This window comes from Mesorhizobium sp. WSM4840, assembly GCF_055811755.1.
Map to the genome: position 1 here is coordinate 12,479 of NZ_JBVVQD010000043.1, position 17,514 is coordinate 29,992.

Below are 17,514 nucleotides of genomic sequence, written 5' to 3' on the forward strand. Positions count from 1 at the left end.
TTTTGGCGTTGAGGTCGATTAGTGGACGATGGGACCTCGCCGGTGCGGACAACGAACGTTTGGGTCCTACTTTGAGCCCGAAAGCGCTGGCGATTTGGGCTTCGGATCGGATGCTTGCTCACCTCGCGGAGGCAGGTCGAAGGGGATGCGAGCCGAGAAGCGCGGTCCGGAATCGACCAGCGTGCTTGGATTGAACATGGTGTCCGGAGAGATCGGCTCGACCGGATACGTGGCGGGCATCCGCTGTTCGATCTCCTCGATGTAAGCATAGAACCGCCCTTGGCCGAGTTCGGCCACCCTTGCGGCGGGGACCGGGAAGTGCACGTTCCAACGAGCCGTGCCGTTCTCGACGTGCGGATCCATGTCGACCGCATGGAACTCGGCCGCGTCGGCCGGTGTACGTCTCCATCGGCCGCCGGCATCCTTGCCCTCGTGGACCACGCTCATGCGCATATGCGGCTTGTCGAGCGCGTCGTAGACCGGATGCCCCGTTTTCTTGTGGCGCTCGTGGTGCTTGACTCGTTCGGACGCCTGGCCAAAGACGCTGGCGAACACCGTGAGATCGCCGTTTTTGCTCCGGATCGGGGTGACCGTCGCGGTTCGATGCGGCAGGACCTGAGACCATGCGACTACCGGTTCTGAAACCCGGATGTCGGGTGCGGCGTGCTCTTGGTAGCGCACAAGACCCAAGCGAACGAAGGGATCGGTTGATTTCGACGGCGTGATCTCGACATCCACGAACCATTCCTCACGATCCGCGTCGAAGCATGGCTCGTAGGTGATGAGGCTCACCTCCATCGTGTCGAATTTCGGTTCGTTGCTGGCCTCATCCGTGACCGCCTTCCCGGTTTCATCGACGGGCACGGCGATCGGCATTTTCTGTTTGGTGACGATGCGCGGATCATGCGGCGACGACTTCAGGCGCTCGAGCACTTCGGGCGGGATCGGCGGATCTTGCGGCCGGCGGATGAGATGCGCGACGTCGGCGAAGTTCTCTGGACCGATCAACGGTTCGGTGTCCGGCGTGCTGTCCCAGCGTATGGGGTCTCCGCCCCAACGGGTGATGAAGGCGCCTCCCGGACCGAGGAACTCGTCGGATAGCACGTCCAGCGTTACGTTGCGCCCATAATGTTCCTTGAGTTTGTAGGAGAGGGACGCTTTCGGATGGTCGAAGTGGTTCGGCGGCCAGATCACGACGCCCAGCCGCTCTCCTTCACCCGAAGAGAACCAGCCGCGCGACAGATAGATGCGGGTCACGCAGCTGCGTTTGAGCGTATGAGCGGCGAGCCCGCCATTGTCGAGTGTGCGGCGTTCGGACCGAAACACCGGCATGGGTGAACGCACAACGCACTTGGCTGGGCGCTCGGTCGCAGGCAGCCAGATCTCGTGCGTTCCACTTTCCCGGATCTGTTGCCTGCGGTTGAGCGGCTGTCGGCGCGCCAGCTCCTGCTGCGTGGTTTCTCCTGCTGCGCGCCAGCGATCGACGGTCTGCCAGTCAGCGGCAAAGCGAGAGAACGCCACTGCCTTGACGATGAGGCGCCGCGCCTTCGCGTCGGGGAATGTGTGGACCTGGTCGGATTTGAACATCAGGCGGCGCTGCTGCCCGCTGTCGGCGGGGCCCTGCGCTTCCGATTCCTTGTTGATGACAACGAGACCACGCCGGGCTGCTTCGTGTATCATCGCCAGGCTGACCGTCGAACGGCCGGCCCATTGCGGCCATAGTGGCGTTGTGCCCTCCACTGGCAACGCCTCGCAGCGCAGCAGGGTGACCTCGGAGCGCTTCAGGTAAACCTTGTTGAGGTCGTCGATCTTGTCGAAGCCGTAGACGTCGAGCACCGAGGAGAACCGGCGCTTGCCGGCCTCGTCGAGCAGGCTCGGCCAGCGGCCGGAACGACGCGACTTGAGACTACGCCGACGTCCGATATCGTCCATCACCGAGGTGCGAGGCGAGGCCGTCTCCGCCACGATCTCGAAACTATCGGCATCGGTCAGGTCGATGGAGATTGCCCCCGTCAGGAGGTAATCCTTCGAGCCCAGTACCGTCACAGGTTCGAATACGGCCCGCGCGAGCGGCAAGGCCTCGACGTGCCGCTTGTCCGCTCCGGTGGGCTCGGTGACAGCAGCCGGCCTCGCCGCGCCGGCGGCGCCGAACAGGTTCCGCGCCAGCTGCTTGTCTTTCGCGTCTTCACCGATCCACGCGACGCCGTCGATCGCCGCGTCAAACCCATCTGGCAATGGTGACACCGCCCATTGCGGAGCCGACGCTGGCCGGCTCGCGGCGCAGGCAACCCGTACCGGCGCGACGGCCGCAAGGTCTTCGATTGGCCGCTTACAGGTCGCGTGCTGCAAAAGGAGCCGAGCGACCTCCAGCAGCAAATCATCGCTCGCTCCTGCATGGCCGCCGATCGAACAATGGCAGTCCCCCTCGGCTTGGGCGTCGAGGCATTTTTGCAGTGCCTCGGCAGCTGGCTTGCCGAACATCTGGGCGAGCTTGTCGGGTGTTGCCGGGGTCCCCATCGGACTGATCAGCGCGCCAAGCACCTCGGGGAGGGCGAACCATTTCGCCAGCCGCTCCGGGCTCGGCAGGCAGAAGGCGATGAGCTCAAAATCCTCGGATGGGGCGAGCTTCATCTCGATTACTTTCACGCGCGCGCCCGTCTTGCCGAACTCGCCCTTCGGCGACAGTCGTTGGTCCGGAGACTTGGCCAGAGCCAGCACCTCTGCAACGGCAATCGGCTTAGGCCGGGCCTTCACCTGAGACATCACGATGGCGAGTGGCCGGGCATTCGGCCAGCCGGCAAGTCCACCGTCATAGACGGGAATCACCAGCGAGCCGTCGAGAAACGCGCCGGTGGTGCGGTGTCTGAGCCTCAGCACATAATGCTCGGCCGCAGGGTCGGGCAGGAATGCTTGCCGCTTGCCGACGTCCTCACCGGCGATGAACACGGTTTCGCCCTGCTCGTCGGGAGCGTCGTAGACAATCTCGCGCAACTGTTCGGCGGGCGTCGTGCCGAAGCCGTACGGCTTTCGGGTGACGGCGATCGGAAAGCCGGCTGGCTTGCGGGTTGGGACGAGACTTTTGTCGTCGTTCATGTCGGGCGCCTGGCGATCGCGACGCACATCGCGCAACCCACCCTTGAGGCGTTCGACGAAGTCCGGGGTGTCAAGCATGCCGTGCCGAGTCGCCTGGTCGAGCGAGGTCGTCGGCGGCACGATGATGCGCATGGTCGAGGCCGGATGGGCCCGCCGTGTCGCCGGCACATAGGGTGCGCCTCCGATGTATTCACCCGGCACCGCCGGCTCGGCATTGTCGACACGCAGGCCGGCGCGGTCCGCCTGCTCGAAACCCATAGGCGCGTTGGGGCGCAGCGCGATGTGAGCCGGCAGCAGGACGTCCGGACGCCCGATCGCCTCCTGGCGCAGGAACCGCCTGAGCGAAGCCGGCGTCGCGTCTTTTCCGAGTTTTGCTGGAAACGCGAGCAAGCCCTCCAAGTCGATCCCTGCCGACGTTGGGAACTGCCGTTTCAGGTGCGCGCCGTTCTCCTGAAGCGGCGTGGCACGGCCGCCGAGAAACGTCGAGCGCATGGCGAAACGATAGCCAGCGCCGTAACGCAGCGGCGGTAGCCGCGAGGCTGGGTCGTTCTTGGCGTCGGGCAGGCCGAGCGTGCGACGGAAGGGTAGGGGTGCCTGCGCCGCCGCATCACTAGGGACGGGACGCTCGGGCGCGCAAAGCACCGCCATGGGCGTGCCATCCCACTGTGCGATGGCCTCCTCAACCACGGCGTCGGTGTCGGTGCCAGCGGCGCCGCGCGGCACGAGCCTGGATGCGACAACCATGCTGGCGGCGTCAATCTCGCGCCGCTCAGGGGAACCGGGTGCGCCGATCAGGGTGTCGAGGGCTGCCTTAACGGCCGGTTTTGGCTCGCGCTTCACCCGGAAATCGTAGCTTACGGTTCGGCTCATCAGGCTGCGCCAGCGGTCGGCGCCTTTCCTGCGGGCCGCTACATCGAGCCGCCGGCCGATGGTCAGGTCTTCGGCGGAGAGGAGCGCGCGCGTACGCTGTTCCCCGTCCTCAGGCACCTCAAGCTTCTGTGCGGCTGTGCGGGCTGCGGTACGGACCGCCTCGTCCGCGCGCAGGCGGTCCATGATGACGAAACCGGCGGTGATGAAGGCGTTTGCGTTCGCCCCGGGCGCATCGATGACGTTGTCATTGCCGGTCGGCTCGACGGCGCGGCGCATGTCGAGCGATGCCAGGCCGTAGCGCGGATTTTTCTTCTCCGCGCCGGCGCCCATCAGGGAAATGCCGTCGAACTGATCAAGGCCAGTGATGAGGCTCGTGATGGGCGCTTGCCACTTCTCCTCGCCAAGGATCGGCTCGGGAACGTCCATCTCGTCCCTCGGCGCTGGCCAGAAGTGCTTGTCCGCGCGCTTGGCCATCGTCCATACGCGTGGTGTCATGCGGCCGGCCTCGTCCGGCTCGGCGGCGAGAAAGAAATAGGTGCCTGCCGGCATGGGATCGGTGACTTCAAGATCGATCGCCATGCAGAAAAGCCGTGCAAAACCGGGATCGCCCTGGAGCGCGTAGAACGTCTGTGCCAGGCGTTCGAGGCGCTTTGTCTCGTCGTCGGCGGGAAGCCGTGCTTGAGCCCAGCTGCCGTAGAGTTGGGTACGGGCGGCGGTCGCCCGGTCCTTCGTGTCGGCGTTTGAGGGATCCTGGACAGCCAACACCGTGGCGTCCGGGCTGCACAGCCGACCGGCGAGCTTGCCCCTGGTCGCCTCGAATTTCGCCTTTGCGGCCTCGCGGTCGGCTTGGGTCGCCGCGACGACACTGTTCAACTCCGCCTTCTTGCGTTCCAACAGTTCGTCCAGTGCGGCCTTCTCGTTGGGCGGTTCCACAAGATCGGTGCGTTTGGCTGCTGTGATGCCGACCAGCGCAGCGTCGAGGTCCGGCAGCGGCGAGCGAATCATGTCGGCGACGCGCTTTGCCCGCTCTATTTCAAGGTGGAACGCAAGGTCGCTCTGGCGCGCGGGGATGATGGTCTTGATCGTGACCGCATCGCCAGGCTTGGCGCCGGCGGGGCGCATCTGGCCGCGGCCGTTTTCTTGCAGCTTGGCCGCGTCGGGAGCCTCCGTCAGTTCGGCCTTAACACTGCTGCCAGCAAGCGAGGCGCCGACGAGCTGCGATAGTGCCGACCAAGCCTCCGACCCGGAACCTGTTGCCTGGAAAGCTTCCTGCCACACTGCATTGATCTCGTCCCAGACCTTGACGGTCTTTGGATCGCCAATACGCTTGATCGCGGCCGTCGCTAGAACGGTGGTCGCTTTCGCCACGTCGGGCTCGGCGGCCGTCCAGCAAGCGCCAACGAGACTTTGCGCTGCTTTCGGAGCGACCGCGATCTCCACGCCGAATTTTCCCGGTGTCTTGCCGCTGCCTGGCAGGCCGATGCCTGCGGCAATCAGCGTTGCCAAGCGTTTCGGCCACTCGGACAACGGAAAACCGCCGGAGGTCACCGGTTCGGGCGTGGCGATCAATGTCAGTTGCGGGGCGCCACTCTTGGTGTAGCCGCTGGCTACGACCCTCATGAAAGGGCGGACAAGCAATTCGCTCATCATATGTTCTCCACAAGCGAGAGGTCGAAATAGCCGGCGTATTTTGTCGTGTCCTTCGCCTGGCACACGGTGTTGGCCCTGACGCCGGTGACGAAGCCATATTCTTCGGGCGTGACGGGAATCGCCCCGGTGATGATCGACCGGTCAATGCCGTCGGCCGTCAGGCCTGCAAAGCGCGTCGGGCTCTCCAGCGCGCCGGACTGGCTGGAGCCACCGCCGCCGCCGCTGCCCATGGCCGGCTGGCTGCTGGCGGCGCGCACGCTGTAGTCGTAGTCGACGATGCCCATCGAGAAGGCGAATGAAAAGATCGCCTCGCCTTCCATGGCGCCGCCCGGCGTCATGCCGAGCTTGACGTAGAGCGATGCGTAGAAATTGAAGATCCAGATGCTGGCGGCTCCGCCCGCGAAGAACGTGCCCGAGAGCTCGGTGAGGCGTTGGCCGCCGGAGAGCTCCTGCGTGCGGATGTAGAATCCACTCATAATACGCCCGTAAGCGACCAGCGGGCCGAACGAGAAATCGGCGCTGCCGCCGAATTCGAAGGACGCCTCGAAGCCAACTATCTTCTTGGCGCTCGCGGTGATGGCGAAGTAGCCGGCGCCGCCGAAGGGCGGCACGCTGATCGTGAAAGGCGCCAAGCGTCGCGCCAGCGATGCGCGAAACAGCGCTTCGCTATCGGTGAACGGCAATAGCGCCGCAACGTTGAGCGAGACGTTGGAGAACGAGATGCCACCGAGCTGGATCGTGCCGAGGTTGATGCCGTAGCCGGCCTCGATGCCGGGCAGACCATCGAGCGTTTGCAGATAGAATCCGCTGCCGCTTGGGCTCAGGAAGGACTGCAGCTTCTGCGCGAATTTCAGCTTCTCGCCGATTTCGAATGTATTGTAGTCGACGTCGAAAGACGGCTTGCCGCCATCTTCGATCAGGAACGAGGCGCCGTGGAACTTCAGCGCGACGGCGTCGAAAATGCCGCCGAGCAGGTTGACCTGAAAGGCGCCAAGCTTGGCGTCGGCGCGGAACTTGACGGCCTCCTTGCCCAGAAGGTCGATGTCGACCCTAACGGCGACATCGAAACGGCTGCCCTTCATCAGACTGAAGATCTTGCCTTTACTCTCGCCGGCGCCGTAGTCGCCAGTTGCCAGATTCACGTCGTAGGCGAGCGTGGTGCGCAGCGGCACGAGATTGGCAAGCGCGTCTTCGATTTCATCGCGCAACGCCGCGACGTCGATCATGCTCAGAATGTCGCCGCTGGTCGCCTTGACGACCAGAGTTTTCAGATTCTCGGCGATGACCAGCGGCGCCGCGGCGCCGGTCAACCAGCCATCGAGAAGGGCGCTGAGTTGCTTGCGAATGGCGGTCTGGCCGAAATCGCTGGCATCGGCGACGGCCTTGAGCCAATCCGCTTCCTGCTTGAGGCGATCGCATCCATCGCCTTCACAGGGGAAATCTGGATGCGGCGCAACCGTGAGCGCCTCGACGACGAGCTCGCTCGCCAAGCCTTGCGCAATGGCCGGGTCTTTCAGCACCCGGTCGCGCGCCGCAAGCACGATGGCGTAAGAGTCGGCGAGCGGCTTGAGCGCGGGGCTGGCCAGGCCGAAAGCCTTGTTCAGCAACGCCTGAGGCGCCGCGGCCGCGCGTGCGAGCAGGCTGCGGTAGGCATTGCCGGCCGTGACTTCGGCCGTGCGCAGGCGCGCGCGCAATTGGTCGAACTCCTTGTTGGCGCCGCCTTCGATGAAGAACTGCCTGACAGTCGTTGGCCCGGCTTTCTTGACCGGAAGGTTGAGCAGGTCTTCGAGCGTTTGCGGATTGCCTCCCTGCTCGAAGTTTTCAAGCAAGTCTCGCGGCAAGGCGTCCGCAAGCTCGGTCAACGAGCGGACGACTGCGTCGCGCTCGGGATTGAAGAGTTCAGGCAACGCGGCGAAGGGCTGCGTGAGCGTATCGAAGCTGCTGTTCGCGAAAAGACCGCCTTTGGAAAGGAGCGTGAGAGACAGCCCGATCACGTCCGCCAAGGAATCGATGATCGCGGACTCGGCTGCCTTGAGCCTGGCCTCGAGTGTCTTGAACGCGTTTGCGATATCGGCGGAACCGATCAAAGTCGCAGCGAAAGCACCCGCGAGCGCGGCCTGGTTGTTGGGTTTGCTCAGATAATCCAGAAGAACCGAGACAATCTCGCTGAAAGCGGCGGAGAGACCGTCAAGGGAGACTTCGACCAGCGCGCGCGCAGTCTCGAGCCGTTGCAGCAGCCTAGCCGGATTGAGCGTGTCGCCGGCGCCGTTGCCGATCGACATGCCTTGAATGTCGTGCAGCGAGCGCTGGACCGACTGCAGCCCACGGCCGAGGCGGACAGTGTGCCGGTAGATCGAGCCGATCTGAAGCTTGATCTTGCTCGAAACAGCGGTCGTATCCGTCAGGACGCCGTCCGCCGCGACGCGCAGCGCGTCACTCGTGAGATCGTCCTTATGATCGTCGAATTCGGTGCGTGCCGTGATGAGCGCCGCGTCCATCTCTCCGACGGACTTCCACGCGGCGGCAATCTTCTTGAGCACGACGCTGTCAGCCGGCAGGTCGTCGGGCAGGTTGACCTCGGCCGCGGCCTCAGCTTCCGCGTCCGTCGGCCAGGCGGTTGCACCGCCCGATGTAAATCTTAACGCTTCAGCCAGCGTATCGAGTGAGCCAGCGGCGATGGCTCCGGGCGACTTCAGGATCCCGGTGATGTCCAGTTCGGCGCCGAACAATCGGCGAGCGATCTGTGCCGCCACCGATAGGGCTGCCTCGATGTCATTCTGCTTGATCGCGGCGATGAACGCCTTTATCCACTGTCCGGCTTCCTGGAAGCGGCGCAGCTCGGCCAGCAATTGCGATACGGCCGGCGGCAAGACCGGCGACGCATTGCTGATCGCGAGCTCGACCTGGTCAAGGCGTTCGCTGTAGGCGGCGACCGCCTCAAGCAGTCTTGCCCTGTATGGGTCCTCTACTTCAGCCTCGATGAACTCGGTCGCCCTCGCGATCAGGCCGCGCGCCCCGTTGATGAGGAGTTTCGCGACGGCGGCCGTGGCGGCCTCGAATTCAGTCTCGCCATTGCCGAGCCTGGCGACGATCTCTGCGATCTGTTTGCGCAAGTCGGCCCTGTCGGCGGCGACAACCGCCCGTAGCATGTCGATGACTTGCCGGGCCTGATCTTCTGCTGCCGCCAGCTCGGAAGCCGTGCCGCCGACGACGCGGACCGCGGCCACAAGGTCTGGAGTCGGCACCGGCAGCGGTATGAGATCGTCAAGAAATTCGATCGCGCCGATCAATTCGGCCGCGGCTGCGGCGACCGCCATCGCGGGATCGGTGGTCTTGATTGCCTGGAGCTCGTCCAGTGTGGCCTCGAGTGCGGTCTTGGCGCCGAGAATGTCCGAAATGCCATTGAGCAGCTGGTCGCGGACCGCCTCCTGCACGCGCTCAGGGGCGTTCGCCGCGAGCGTCGCCAGCAGGCGCGCGAAGCGTTTTCCCGACTCGTAGATCGTCGACAGTTTCTTCGGCAGCTTGAGGACATCGTTCTCGGCCAGCGCAGCGTCGAGCAGCGCGTCGAGGCCGTTCAGTCCTTCATCGATCTCCGGGAAATAGGTCTTGATCGAGAGCGGTTTGCCCTGCGCGGGTGCTGGCTGCGCCTCGGCCAGCCGTTTGTCAAGGGCGTCCCACTGCTCAGCGATTGTCTCCACCGCGGCCTTCAGCGGCAAGAGAACATTGACGCGCACCAGCGAGAGCGCGTCGGAAGCCGCCCCCTGCAGCGCCGATCCGAACTCCATCGTCTCCTGGAGCAGCGGCAGGTCAGCGCCGGCGAGATCGAAGAGCTTCATCAGGTCGCGCAGCTTGATGATGCCGAGCAACTTGGCGTCGTCCGAAAAGAACTTCTCGAACACCTCGAGCTGGGCGGCGTCGTTGGCCTGGTCGGACGGCGCGGCGACGGCGGCAGCCGTTGACGGCTTTGGTCGGGGCGCGGCCCTGCGGAAATACTCGGCCAGCGAGACGATGCTGGTAATCTTGTCAATCGGAGCAAGGCTCGACTTCGGCTCGGCCTGATAGCCTGGGTTGTCGGCGCCTAACGGACCCTTGCTGCGCGACAGGGCGTAGATCACTGAATTGGGCCGGGCAATGCCGCCGGACCGGTCGCCGCTGCCGCCCATGTCCAGCCGGACGTTGTCGATGAGGTTGAGAAAGACTTCCAGCGGATTGCCGGCGGCGGCCGCATCGGACGCGGCTGTCCTCGTGCTCTTCAAACCGTTTTCCAGGAAATGCCCATCGTAGCGCACCCCGGTCGCTTTGACGCCCGAGCCGGTGAGCCGTTCCACCTGCTCGATGTGGATGGTCGCCGTTTCGACAGCGGGATAGAAGGGAGGCTGTTCGGCTCCTTCGAGCACGCCGGTGGTTTCGTAAAGCGTGTTGTTGCCGCCCCATTGGGCGCCGCCCGGATGTCGCCGGCCCTGCGCCTGCACGAGCACGGTTTCGGTGGCGAAGGTGGTGTCGCCGCTCTCCATCTCCTCGGCGAAGCGTAGCTTTTGGCCTTGCATTTGCATGGAGCGGCGACCGCCGGCCATGGTGTTGTAATGGTCGGCGACCTTTTTCACGCTGGCCGGCGTCGTGGCCGAGACGTTGTCGAGGAACAGCAACGGCATCGACGTCTGCTTGCCGTCGAGTGCGAACTGGAACGGGATCTTGCCCTGGTCGGTAAGATCGAGTTTTGGCCAGAACGCAAGGCCAGGGGAGCCGGCGAGATCCAGACTTCCGTTTGGGCTCTCGGCCAGTTGACCAGGCGGCAGGCTGGTGTTGATGGCGTTCGCCAGCGGTGTCGTCGGATCGACGATGTCGGGCGTGCGCCGGGTGAGCATCAGGACATCGCTGGCGCACCATTGACGTCCGGCATTAGGCTGGCCGACAGCCGGATATTTCTTGTCAGGCTTGCCGATCTTCAGGAACATGCGCTGGCGAAGCAGCGCCTTGTAGCCCTGGTTTTTTGTCAGCAGGAATATGCGCTCGGTGAGCTTCACCAGCGACGCGCGGTGGCCGAGCGGGAACAAGTATCCCTTGTAGACGACCTCGGCGCGGATGTCGCGGCCGAGCACGATCTGATGCTGCCAGCGCTCGATCGACAGGCCGCTGAAGAACGGTCGGCCGCCGATGTCGAGCGCCGTCGCCGGCGGATTGAAATGCGTGTCGTGTGTGAAGGACCCGCCCAATGTGGACAGGGTGAGCTCGGTCGGATTCAGCGGCACCGGCCGGTAGATTGCCTCGTCATTGCGCCCGTCGAGCAACGCAAAGTGTTTGCCGGGCTCGAACTGGCCCGAGCCATCCACCAGCGCGCCGCCCACCTCGACATTCTCGCCGACTGCCTTGCGTTTGCCGGTGACCGGCAGCCCGTAGGCCGATGACAGAAGCAGCAATTCGTGGCGGTCGTAGGCATCGAGCGAAGTGCGGAAGAACTTGATGTCGGCTTCCGTGCCGGTGCGGATGCCAAGGCGGCGGCACAACCAGTTGACCAGCCGCAGTTTTCGTGTCGTCGGGAAATTGGGCTCGGCCTCGCAGAACTCCGCGTCTGGCTTCCACTTGCCGTCCGCGGTCTGCCAATTGCCCGCGTCGTCGGGAAACGCCCTGACATGTGCCTGAAGCGGTGAGCGAGCCGTCGTGTTCGATTGCTCAGCTCCAATAAACCACGGCGCATAGGCGCCGCGCGGCGGCGCGAAATGACCAGGAGGCGCCTCTTCGCCGTCTTGCGCCGGCTGCAGCGCCATCGGCCGGAAATCGGGCGTGCCGACAACCCTCAGGCCCGGCAGTACGTCGTCGATCAGCAGGCGCGCGGTCCATAGGTCGCGGCTGTGCGAAGAGGCTGGTGCGCCGAGCTCTGTCGGCGTCTCGCCGTGCTCGAGCACGGCCGGCGGATTGGTGAACTCGGAATTGGCGCGCGGGATCGCAAAGCGCCGGGTCGATTGCCAGACCGCGTCCTGTGCGGTGGACAAAACCAGCCGCGATGGGATTTCGATGGCGGTCTCAAGCGCTGTGGGGCCGTCCGCCAGCGAAGCGCGGATCTCGCTCATGCGCTGGGCGCCGGTTACCTCCTCACCAGCTGTCAGGCCTTGATGGCGCAGCATGCGAAGGTCGTCGAGATCGGCCGCCTGCTGGCCGAGCGGCTGCATGATGCCGGACGGCGCCTCGCGGAACAGTTTCTCCGCGCGGCGCGTGACCGCCGGCTCGTGATGCGACCAGTCGGTGAGTGCGGCAAACGTGAACGGCATGGCGCCGAATGCCAGTCCAGCGGCGCCTGGCTGGTCCGGCGTCGCGGCCGGAAAGGCCGGTAGTCCATTGGCATCGTGGCTGTCGCTAGGTCCTGGCCGGCAGTTGAGGCGGAACGCGAGCCGTGTCGGTCCGGAAAGCCGCGCCTCGACGATGTCCGGGATCTCGTCGCGGCCGGCCGCAAAGAGGACAAATTTCGCGCGCGCGTCCCGATCGCGCGCGTCCGCTCTCCGCAGATCCTCCGGCGAGAGCCCGACGCGGTTATCCGGGTGAAAATACTCCGCGTCGAGTGCGTTCCCGTTTGCTGGATCCGCCGCGATCATCTTGGAGTTGCCGGTCAGGAGGTCGCGGTGGAAGGAACGGAACAGCGAATACAGGGGCAGCGTCGATTCGAGCTTGCGCTCGAGCTCGAGCCGTAGGTCCGGATCGCTCGGCAACGGTTTGGGTTGCGGCTCGGCACCCTGTTCCGCCGCTTGGATGGCGGCGATCTGCGCTACGGCCTGGATCTGGATCAACTGCTCGACGGCACTCGCGATCGTTGCGTTGATCGACAGCAGTTGCAGTTTTCGGGCGATCTCGAATGCGTCTGGGTCCAGCCCGTCGGGGCCGATATAGACGCGTTGCTCGGGAGTGAGCCCAGCCGTCTCCGTGCTTTCCGCGAACAGCTTGCAGAAATCAGCGAATGGTTTCAGCCCGGGAACGCTTGCCTCGTTGCTCCTCTTTGCTTCCTGGATGAACTCTCTCTGCGCCAGCTCTGGCGTCTTGGTGGCCGCCTCAGCCTGCTGCGCGGAGCTCAGGTCGACCTCAGGAAGCGGGGGAGGTTCCGGCCGGAAGATTGCCTCTTCCATGACGTGCTGTGGATCGAATTCGACAACCAGAACCGGGCGCGTGTCCACGCGCACCGGTTCTGGAAGCGCCCCCCGCTCCTCGTCCGACATCTCGGCGCGCTCTTGGCGCGGCGAGACAACCACCCCACAGTCTTCACGCGCCGGGAGGATGATTGGCAGCGGCGTAAAGGCCAGGACCATGTCCGAGAAGCGGAAGCGAAGCCGCATCTGGTCGTAGTCGCGCGCCGCGATGAGTGAGGCGCGCGACAGGTCGAATGCTGCCCGCCTGGCGGCGTCCGCTGTCGCTCCCAGCCAGATGAAACTGGAGGCTTCCGGGATCGGCGCTTCTGCTATTGGACCGTCGAGCGGCTGTCCATCGGCAAAGGCCAGCCGCAGTTCGGCCCGCTCGAACCGCAATCGGCTGTGACTGACGTCGGGCAGGGCGGTGTCGACCTCGAGCAGATTGAGGTCGACGGCCGAGCGGCGGAGCTTCTGCGGGTCCGTGGCCTTGGCGCCGCGGTCCGCGACGATCCACACGGACTGGCCCGGAGCGCCTGCCCGGTCGCCATTGGCGGCGACGATGACCTTGCCGAAATCGTCACCTGCCACTTGTTTGGGATCGGGTGCGGCACCGCCACCCGCCTCGACCTTGGCATCCGCCGCCCTCTCGTCAAGCGTCTCCAACGCACCGGTCGCTAGGATGCGGCCAATGGCGGTGGTGATTTCGGTCTTCCTCGGTACCGGGACTTTTTCGCCGCCGCCAGCTTCCTCCATGTCGACCGCGCCTGCCGCGGAAATAACCGTCCGCACGATCTCCTTCTTCCCGGGGATGGCGACGCTGGTCTCGGTGGCCACCATCTGCCTCAAGTCAATCGGACCTGCGACGCGCAGGCTCTTCTGAGCGAATTCCGCTGTCGATTCGCCGATGACGATCCGCGACACGGTCTGGAAAGCAGAGGGTAGGAGAGGGGAGGGGCCGCGGCGTATTTCGAGCTGCCATCCGCCCTCGACCGCCGGCTTTGAATGCAAGAGACGGAAATGCAGCTCCGAGCTGTCGCCAGCCCGCAGGGCCGCGACCGAGGCGGTCCTGCCCATCCCAGCGAAATGCGGGCTAGTTTCGGTCGCCTCGCTGGTGGTTGTCGCGGGCTCGTCATGCCAGCCCAGCGAAAACTCCTTGACGGCGATTTGACCTGCAAATGCGCTGAGTGGCTTTGATATCGTGCGCAAGTGCCAATGGAATGTGCCGGTCAGCCCGACCTGGATCGATTCCTTGCCGTTACCGGCGTCGATCCGACCTCCGAACATGCGCCGGAACGTCTGGTTGACGCGCGACGCCCACAGAGTTTCGGTGGCGTTGGTTTTCTGCTCGATGAAGTCGTCGAGAGACACCGGGGTTTCCGTCTCATATTCCAGCGAGTGTCCATCGCTGTCGAGCCAGACGTCCGTCAGGATCCGAAGCTTCCAGCCGCCGGCATTCTCTATGCGCAGTTCAATCTTCCTGCCGACGAGGTCGCCATAGCTGATGTCTCGGATGTAGAGCCTGCGCTTATTCGCGCTCGGCCCGGGTGGCGCAATGTCGAACCAGGCTTTCTGACCGAACATGTCGACCGACATGTCGAGCGTTTTCAGGCCAGGCGCGGGTTGCCGGGTCTCTGGATCAACGCGAACCACGCGCAGATAGCGCCCATCCGCCGAGAGATCAAATGCGAGATCGAACTTCGAATCGTCGGCTCGATCCGCGGCAAAGGCGCCCGACAGACTCGGAACGGCCGGCGTCGCGGCGAGAAAGCCAAGAAATTCTCGCCGGCTAACAGGCAGCGGCGATCGCCGCGAGTCGCAGACCGGAACGGCGGACGAGGGTTGATATAGGCGTTTCGACATCTCTCACCCAAGCCGGAGCTTGCCTCAGGGTCGATGGGCTCTTTGTGATGGCGGCGAATTCAACTCGTCGCCTGACGATCCTGAATCGTCCGACAGGCGTTACACGGCCGTTACATTGTCGGCGAGAAGCGCGTGGCGACTCGGGCCCGGCGCGTGAGGGCATGCTGTGTGGCGTGCGCCGCGCCGCGCCAAGTCGCGTAAAGTATTGCCTTAGTAGAAGTTTTGTTCGAGTATCAGATGCTTGGAGTAAGCAGCATGGGGATAATACAGTCCGACATCACGTCGATCCGGCTGTTCGGCTGTCCAGAGGTCGTTTCGCAAAAGGAGTCGAGCGTGTTTCCGTCGCGGGGGTTCTGCCTGCTGGCGCTGCTCTGTTTGGCTCCCGCCAAAAGACTGACGCGGGCTCAGGCCGCGGCGCAGATTTGGGACAGCGCCGACACCGCCACAAACCTAGGCAACATGCGCCAACTGCTGTTGCGCATGCTGAAAGCGATGCCCGAGCTGCGCATCATCCTTGCCGTGGATGACAAATCTCTCTGGCTGACCAACGCCGCCGGTCAGATCGATGTTTGCAGGTTTCTCGAGTTGGGCGACGGGCTTCCGCATCAATCTCTGTTGGAGCTCATGGCCCTTTACCGGGGCGACCTACTGGAAGGCCTGGCCGCCGCGGCCAGTCAACCGGACCACGCCTTGGCCATAGCCGGCACTTATTTGCGCGAGCGTTACTTCGCTCTTGTTCAAGACGCGCTTAAGGCGCTCACCCGCTACGGAACCGCTGATCCGCAATTGCTTCGGGACGTCGAGCGGCACAGCCTTTCCATCGACAGCGCCCGGGAAGAGACCTACCGCGCATTGATCATGGCTTACGGCGCGATCGGCAGGCCGGAAGAAGCAAGACGGATCTACGGGCTCCTGACGTCGGTTCTGGATGTGGAAGGCGAAGACGGTCCCGTGCCGCATACGCGCGCTTCGCTTGCGCAAGCAGCGGCAAGGGTCATCGATCAGGCATCCGATCGGCCCAACGAGGTCAGCGAGCTCAGAACACGCTTGGTGCGCGTCGCCTTGCTTGCCCCAAATTGGGTCTCACGGTCATCGAATCGTGACAATGTCCTTCGCGCTCTTGTCGAGGACATCGCGAACGAACTGGCACGATATAAGAGCCATCTGACGCTCGCGCCCCACAGCAGCTTTCAGGCCATGCATGACGGCGGTGTCCTGCTGGAGAACAGCCTATTGCGCGCGGATTACACCGTCAGCAGCTTTGTCCGACCCGACTCTGGTCCCGGCACCTTGTGTGTCCGCCTCGTAAACAGCGCTTCGGGCGCAATCGTGTGGGCGGGCGACTTCGCGCTGCGGGATGACGTGATTGTCCACTCCAGCCGGGTGCTCGTCGCACGGATTGCATCCGAGTTGTCGAGCGCGGTGGAAAGCGATTCGCTCAAGCAACTGGAGCGGACCGGGAACGCCTCGTCGTATCTGCATTTTCTGAGAGCGCAAACCGCGCTCAAGACGTGCGATTTGCGAAGTGTTCGGCGGGCAAGGCGCTCATATGCCAGCGCGATTAAGGAGGACGGCCGCTTCGCCGAAGCCTACTCCGGCGTGTCCTGCTCGCTCTATCTCGAATGGCTCCTGCTAGGTGGAAATGATCCGAAGCTGCTCGTGGAAGCGCGCGAACTCGCTGACCTCGCTATCCGGTATGATCCGAACAGCTCTTCCGGGCACTGGCGCAAGGCCATGGTCGCACTTTACCAACACGACTTCAATCAGTCGGAGCAATCGTTTCACCGGGCGCGGGACCTGCATCCGAACTCCGCCGACATCCTGCTCGACCACAGCGACGCAATGGGCTTCGTCGGCGACGCGAATGATGCATGGCGGATGTACGAGCGCGCCATCGATCTCAATCCTACGCCGCCGGACCATTACTGGTGGGCCGGAGCGAGCATCGCATTCTCCAAGGCCGACTATTGCAAGGCCATCGAGCTGTGCGGCCGATTGGACAATGATGAATCCGTCCTGCGACTGCTGGCCTCGTGCCATGGACAGTTGGGGAACAAAGTCGAAGCGCGCGAGTACGGCCGCCGCCTCATGGAGATGTATCCCGGCGAGAGCGCCGAGAGCATGACGCGCCTGCAACCGCACCGCAGCAAGCAGGATTTGCAGCCATTCATCGAGGGCCTGCGGTTGGCAGGCGTCAAGTGAGAGAGGGAAGGGGAGTGGAATGACCAAGTCACCCAAGAAGACTTCGCAGGCGGCATCCAAAAAAACTTCGCAGGCGCCATCCAAGAAAGCTGCGCAGGCAGCATCCAAGAAAACTTCGGGGGCGGCAGCCAAGAGAGCGCCGCGGACAAAGGCACATGTCGGAGGCAAAAAGTCTTCGGCGGTAAAAGCACGCGTGGGAAGACTGAAGCCATCGCGGGCCTTCATAATCGGCGATCGCGATCTCGGTCTCACCATCGTCATCACCCATCCGGTGATGGTTGTTCACTATTCCGCCGAAGAGCTCCAAGACGCTCAGCACAACGATATGAGCGGACAGATGCCTATCGTCTCGATGGCGGCGGTAGTCAAGGATCTGGTGCCGCATTTGCGCGGGGTCGAAGTCGTCCAGCTCAAGCAGAGACTGAGTCAGATGGGGAACAACCACGGCGCTTTTTCGCTGGATCAGGAGGCGGCGGCGCTGGCCGAGGTCGATAACGCCAAGACCATCGGCAGGATCATCGGAAACGGGGGCAATGTGTGTGACGTGGATTTCTGCATCGCACTGGATGTCGATCCCGCCGAGATCGCGGCGAAGGGCCGCAACACGCAGCCGGCCTCAAGAATAGCCGACTATCTGGCCGTCAACACAACCAAGCCGGAGAAATTCCATATCGGCAATCTCGGACCGGCCGAGATCGAGCCCCTGGACCCGTGGCAGCCCTGAACT

Annotated in this window: 4 protein-coding genes; 2 read left to right on the forward strand and 2 right to left on the reverse strand. The window is 63.9% G+C overall.

What is annotated here, in order from left to right; all coding sequences use genetic code 11:
• Positions 1-66: 66 nt before the first annotated feature.
• Both AC0L3I_RS33210 and AC0L3I_RS33215 read right to left on the reverse strand, forming a co-directional pair.
• Positions 67-5,610: a hypothetical protein gene (locus tag AC0L3I_RS33210; RefSeq protein ID WP_473529733.1), complete on the reverse strand. Its 5,544-nt coding sequence runs from the start codon at positions 5,608-5,610 to the stop codon at positions 67-69.
• Positions 5,610-14,585: a hypothetical protein gene (locus AC0L3I_RS33215; RefSeq protein WP_473529734.1), complete on the reverse strand. Its 8,976-nt coding sequence runs from the start codon at positions 14,583-14,585 to the stop codon at positions 5,610-5,612. The genes AC0L3I_RS33210 and AC0L3I_RS33215 overlap by 1 nt, the downstream gene beginning before the upstream one ends.
• A 255-nt stretch (positions 14,586-14,840) precedes the next feature.
• Here AC0L3I_RS33215 and AC0L3I_RS33220 point away from each other — a divergent pair, with 255 nt between their 5' ends.
• Complete coding sequence (locus tag AC0L3I_RS33220; RefSeq protein ID WP_473529735.1) at positions 14,841-16,787, forward strand: BTAD domain-containing putative transcriptional regulator; 1,947 nt, start codon at positions 14,841-14,843, stop codon at positions 16,785-16,787.
• A gap of 193 nt (positions 16,788-16,980) precedes the next feature.
• On the forward strand, positions 16,981-17,511 hold the full coding sequence (locus AC0L3I_RS33225; protein ID WP_473529736.1) for a hypothetical protein: 531 nt from the start codon (positions 16,981-16,983) through the stop codon (positions 17,509-17,511).
• Positions 17,512-17,514 lie beyond the last annotated feature (3 nt).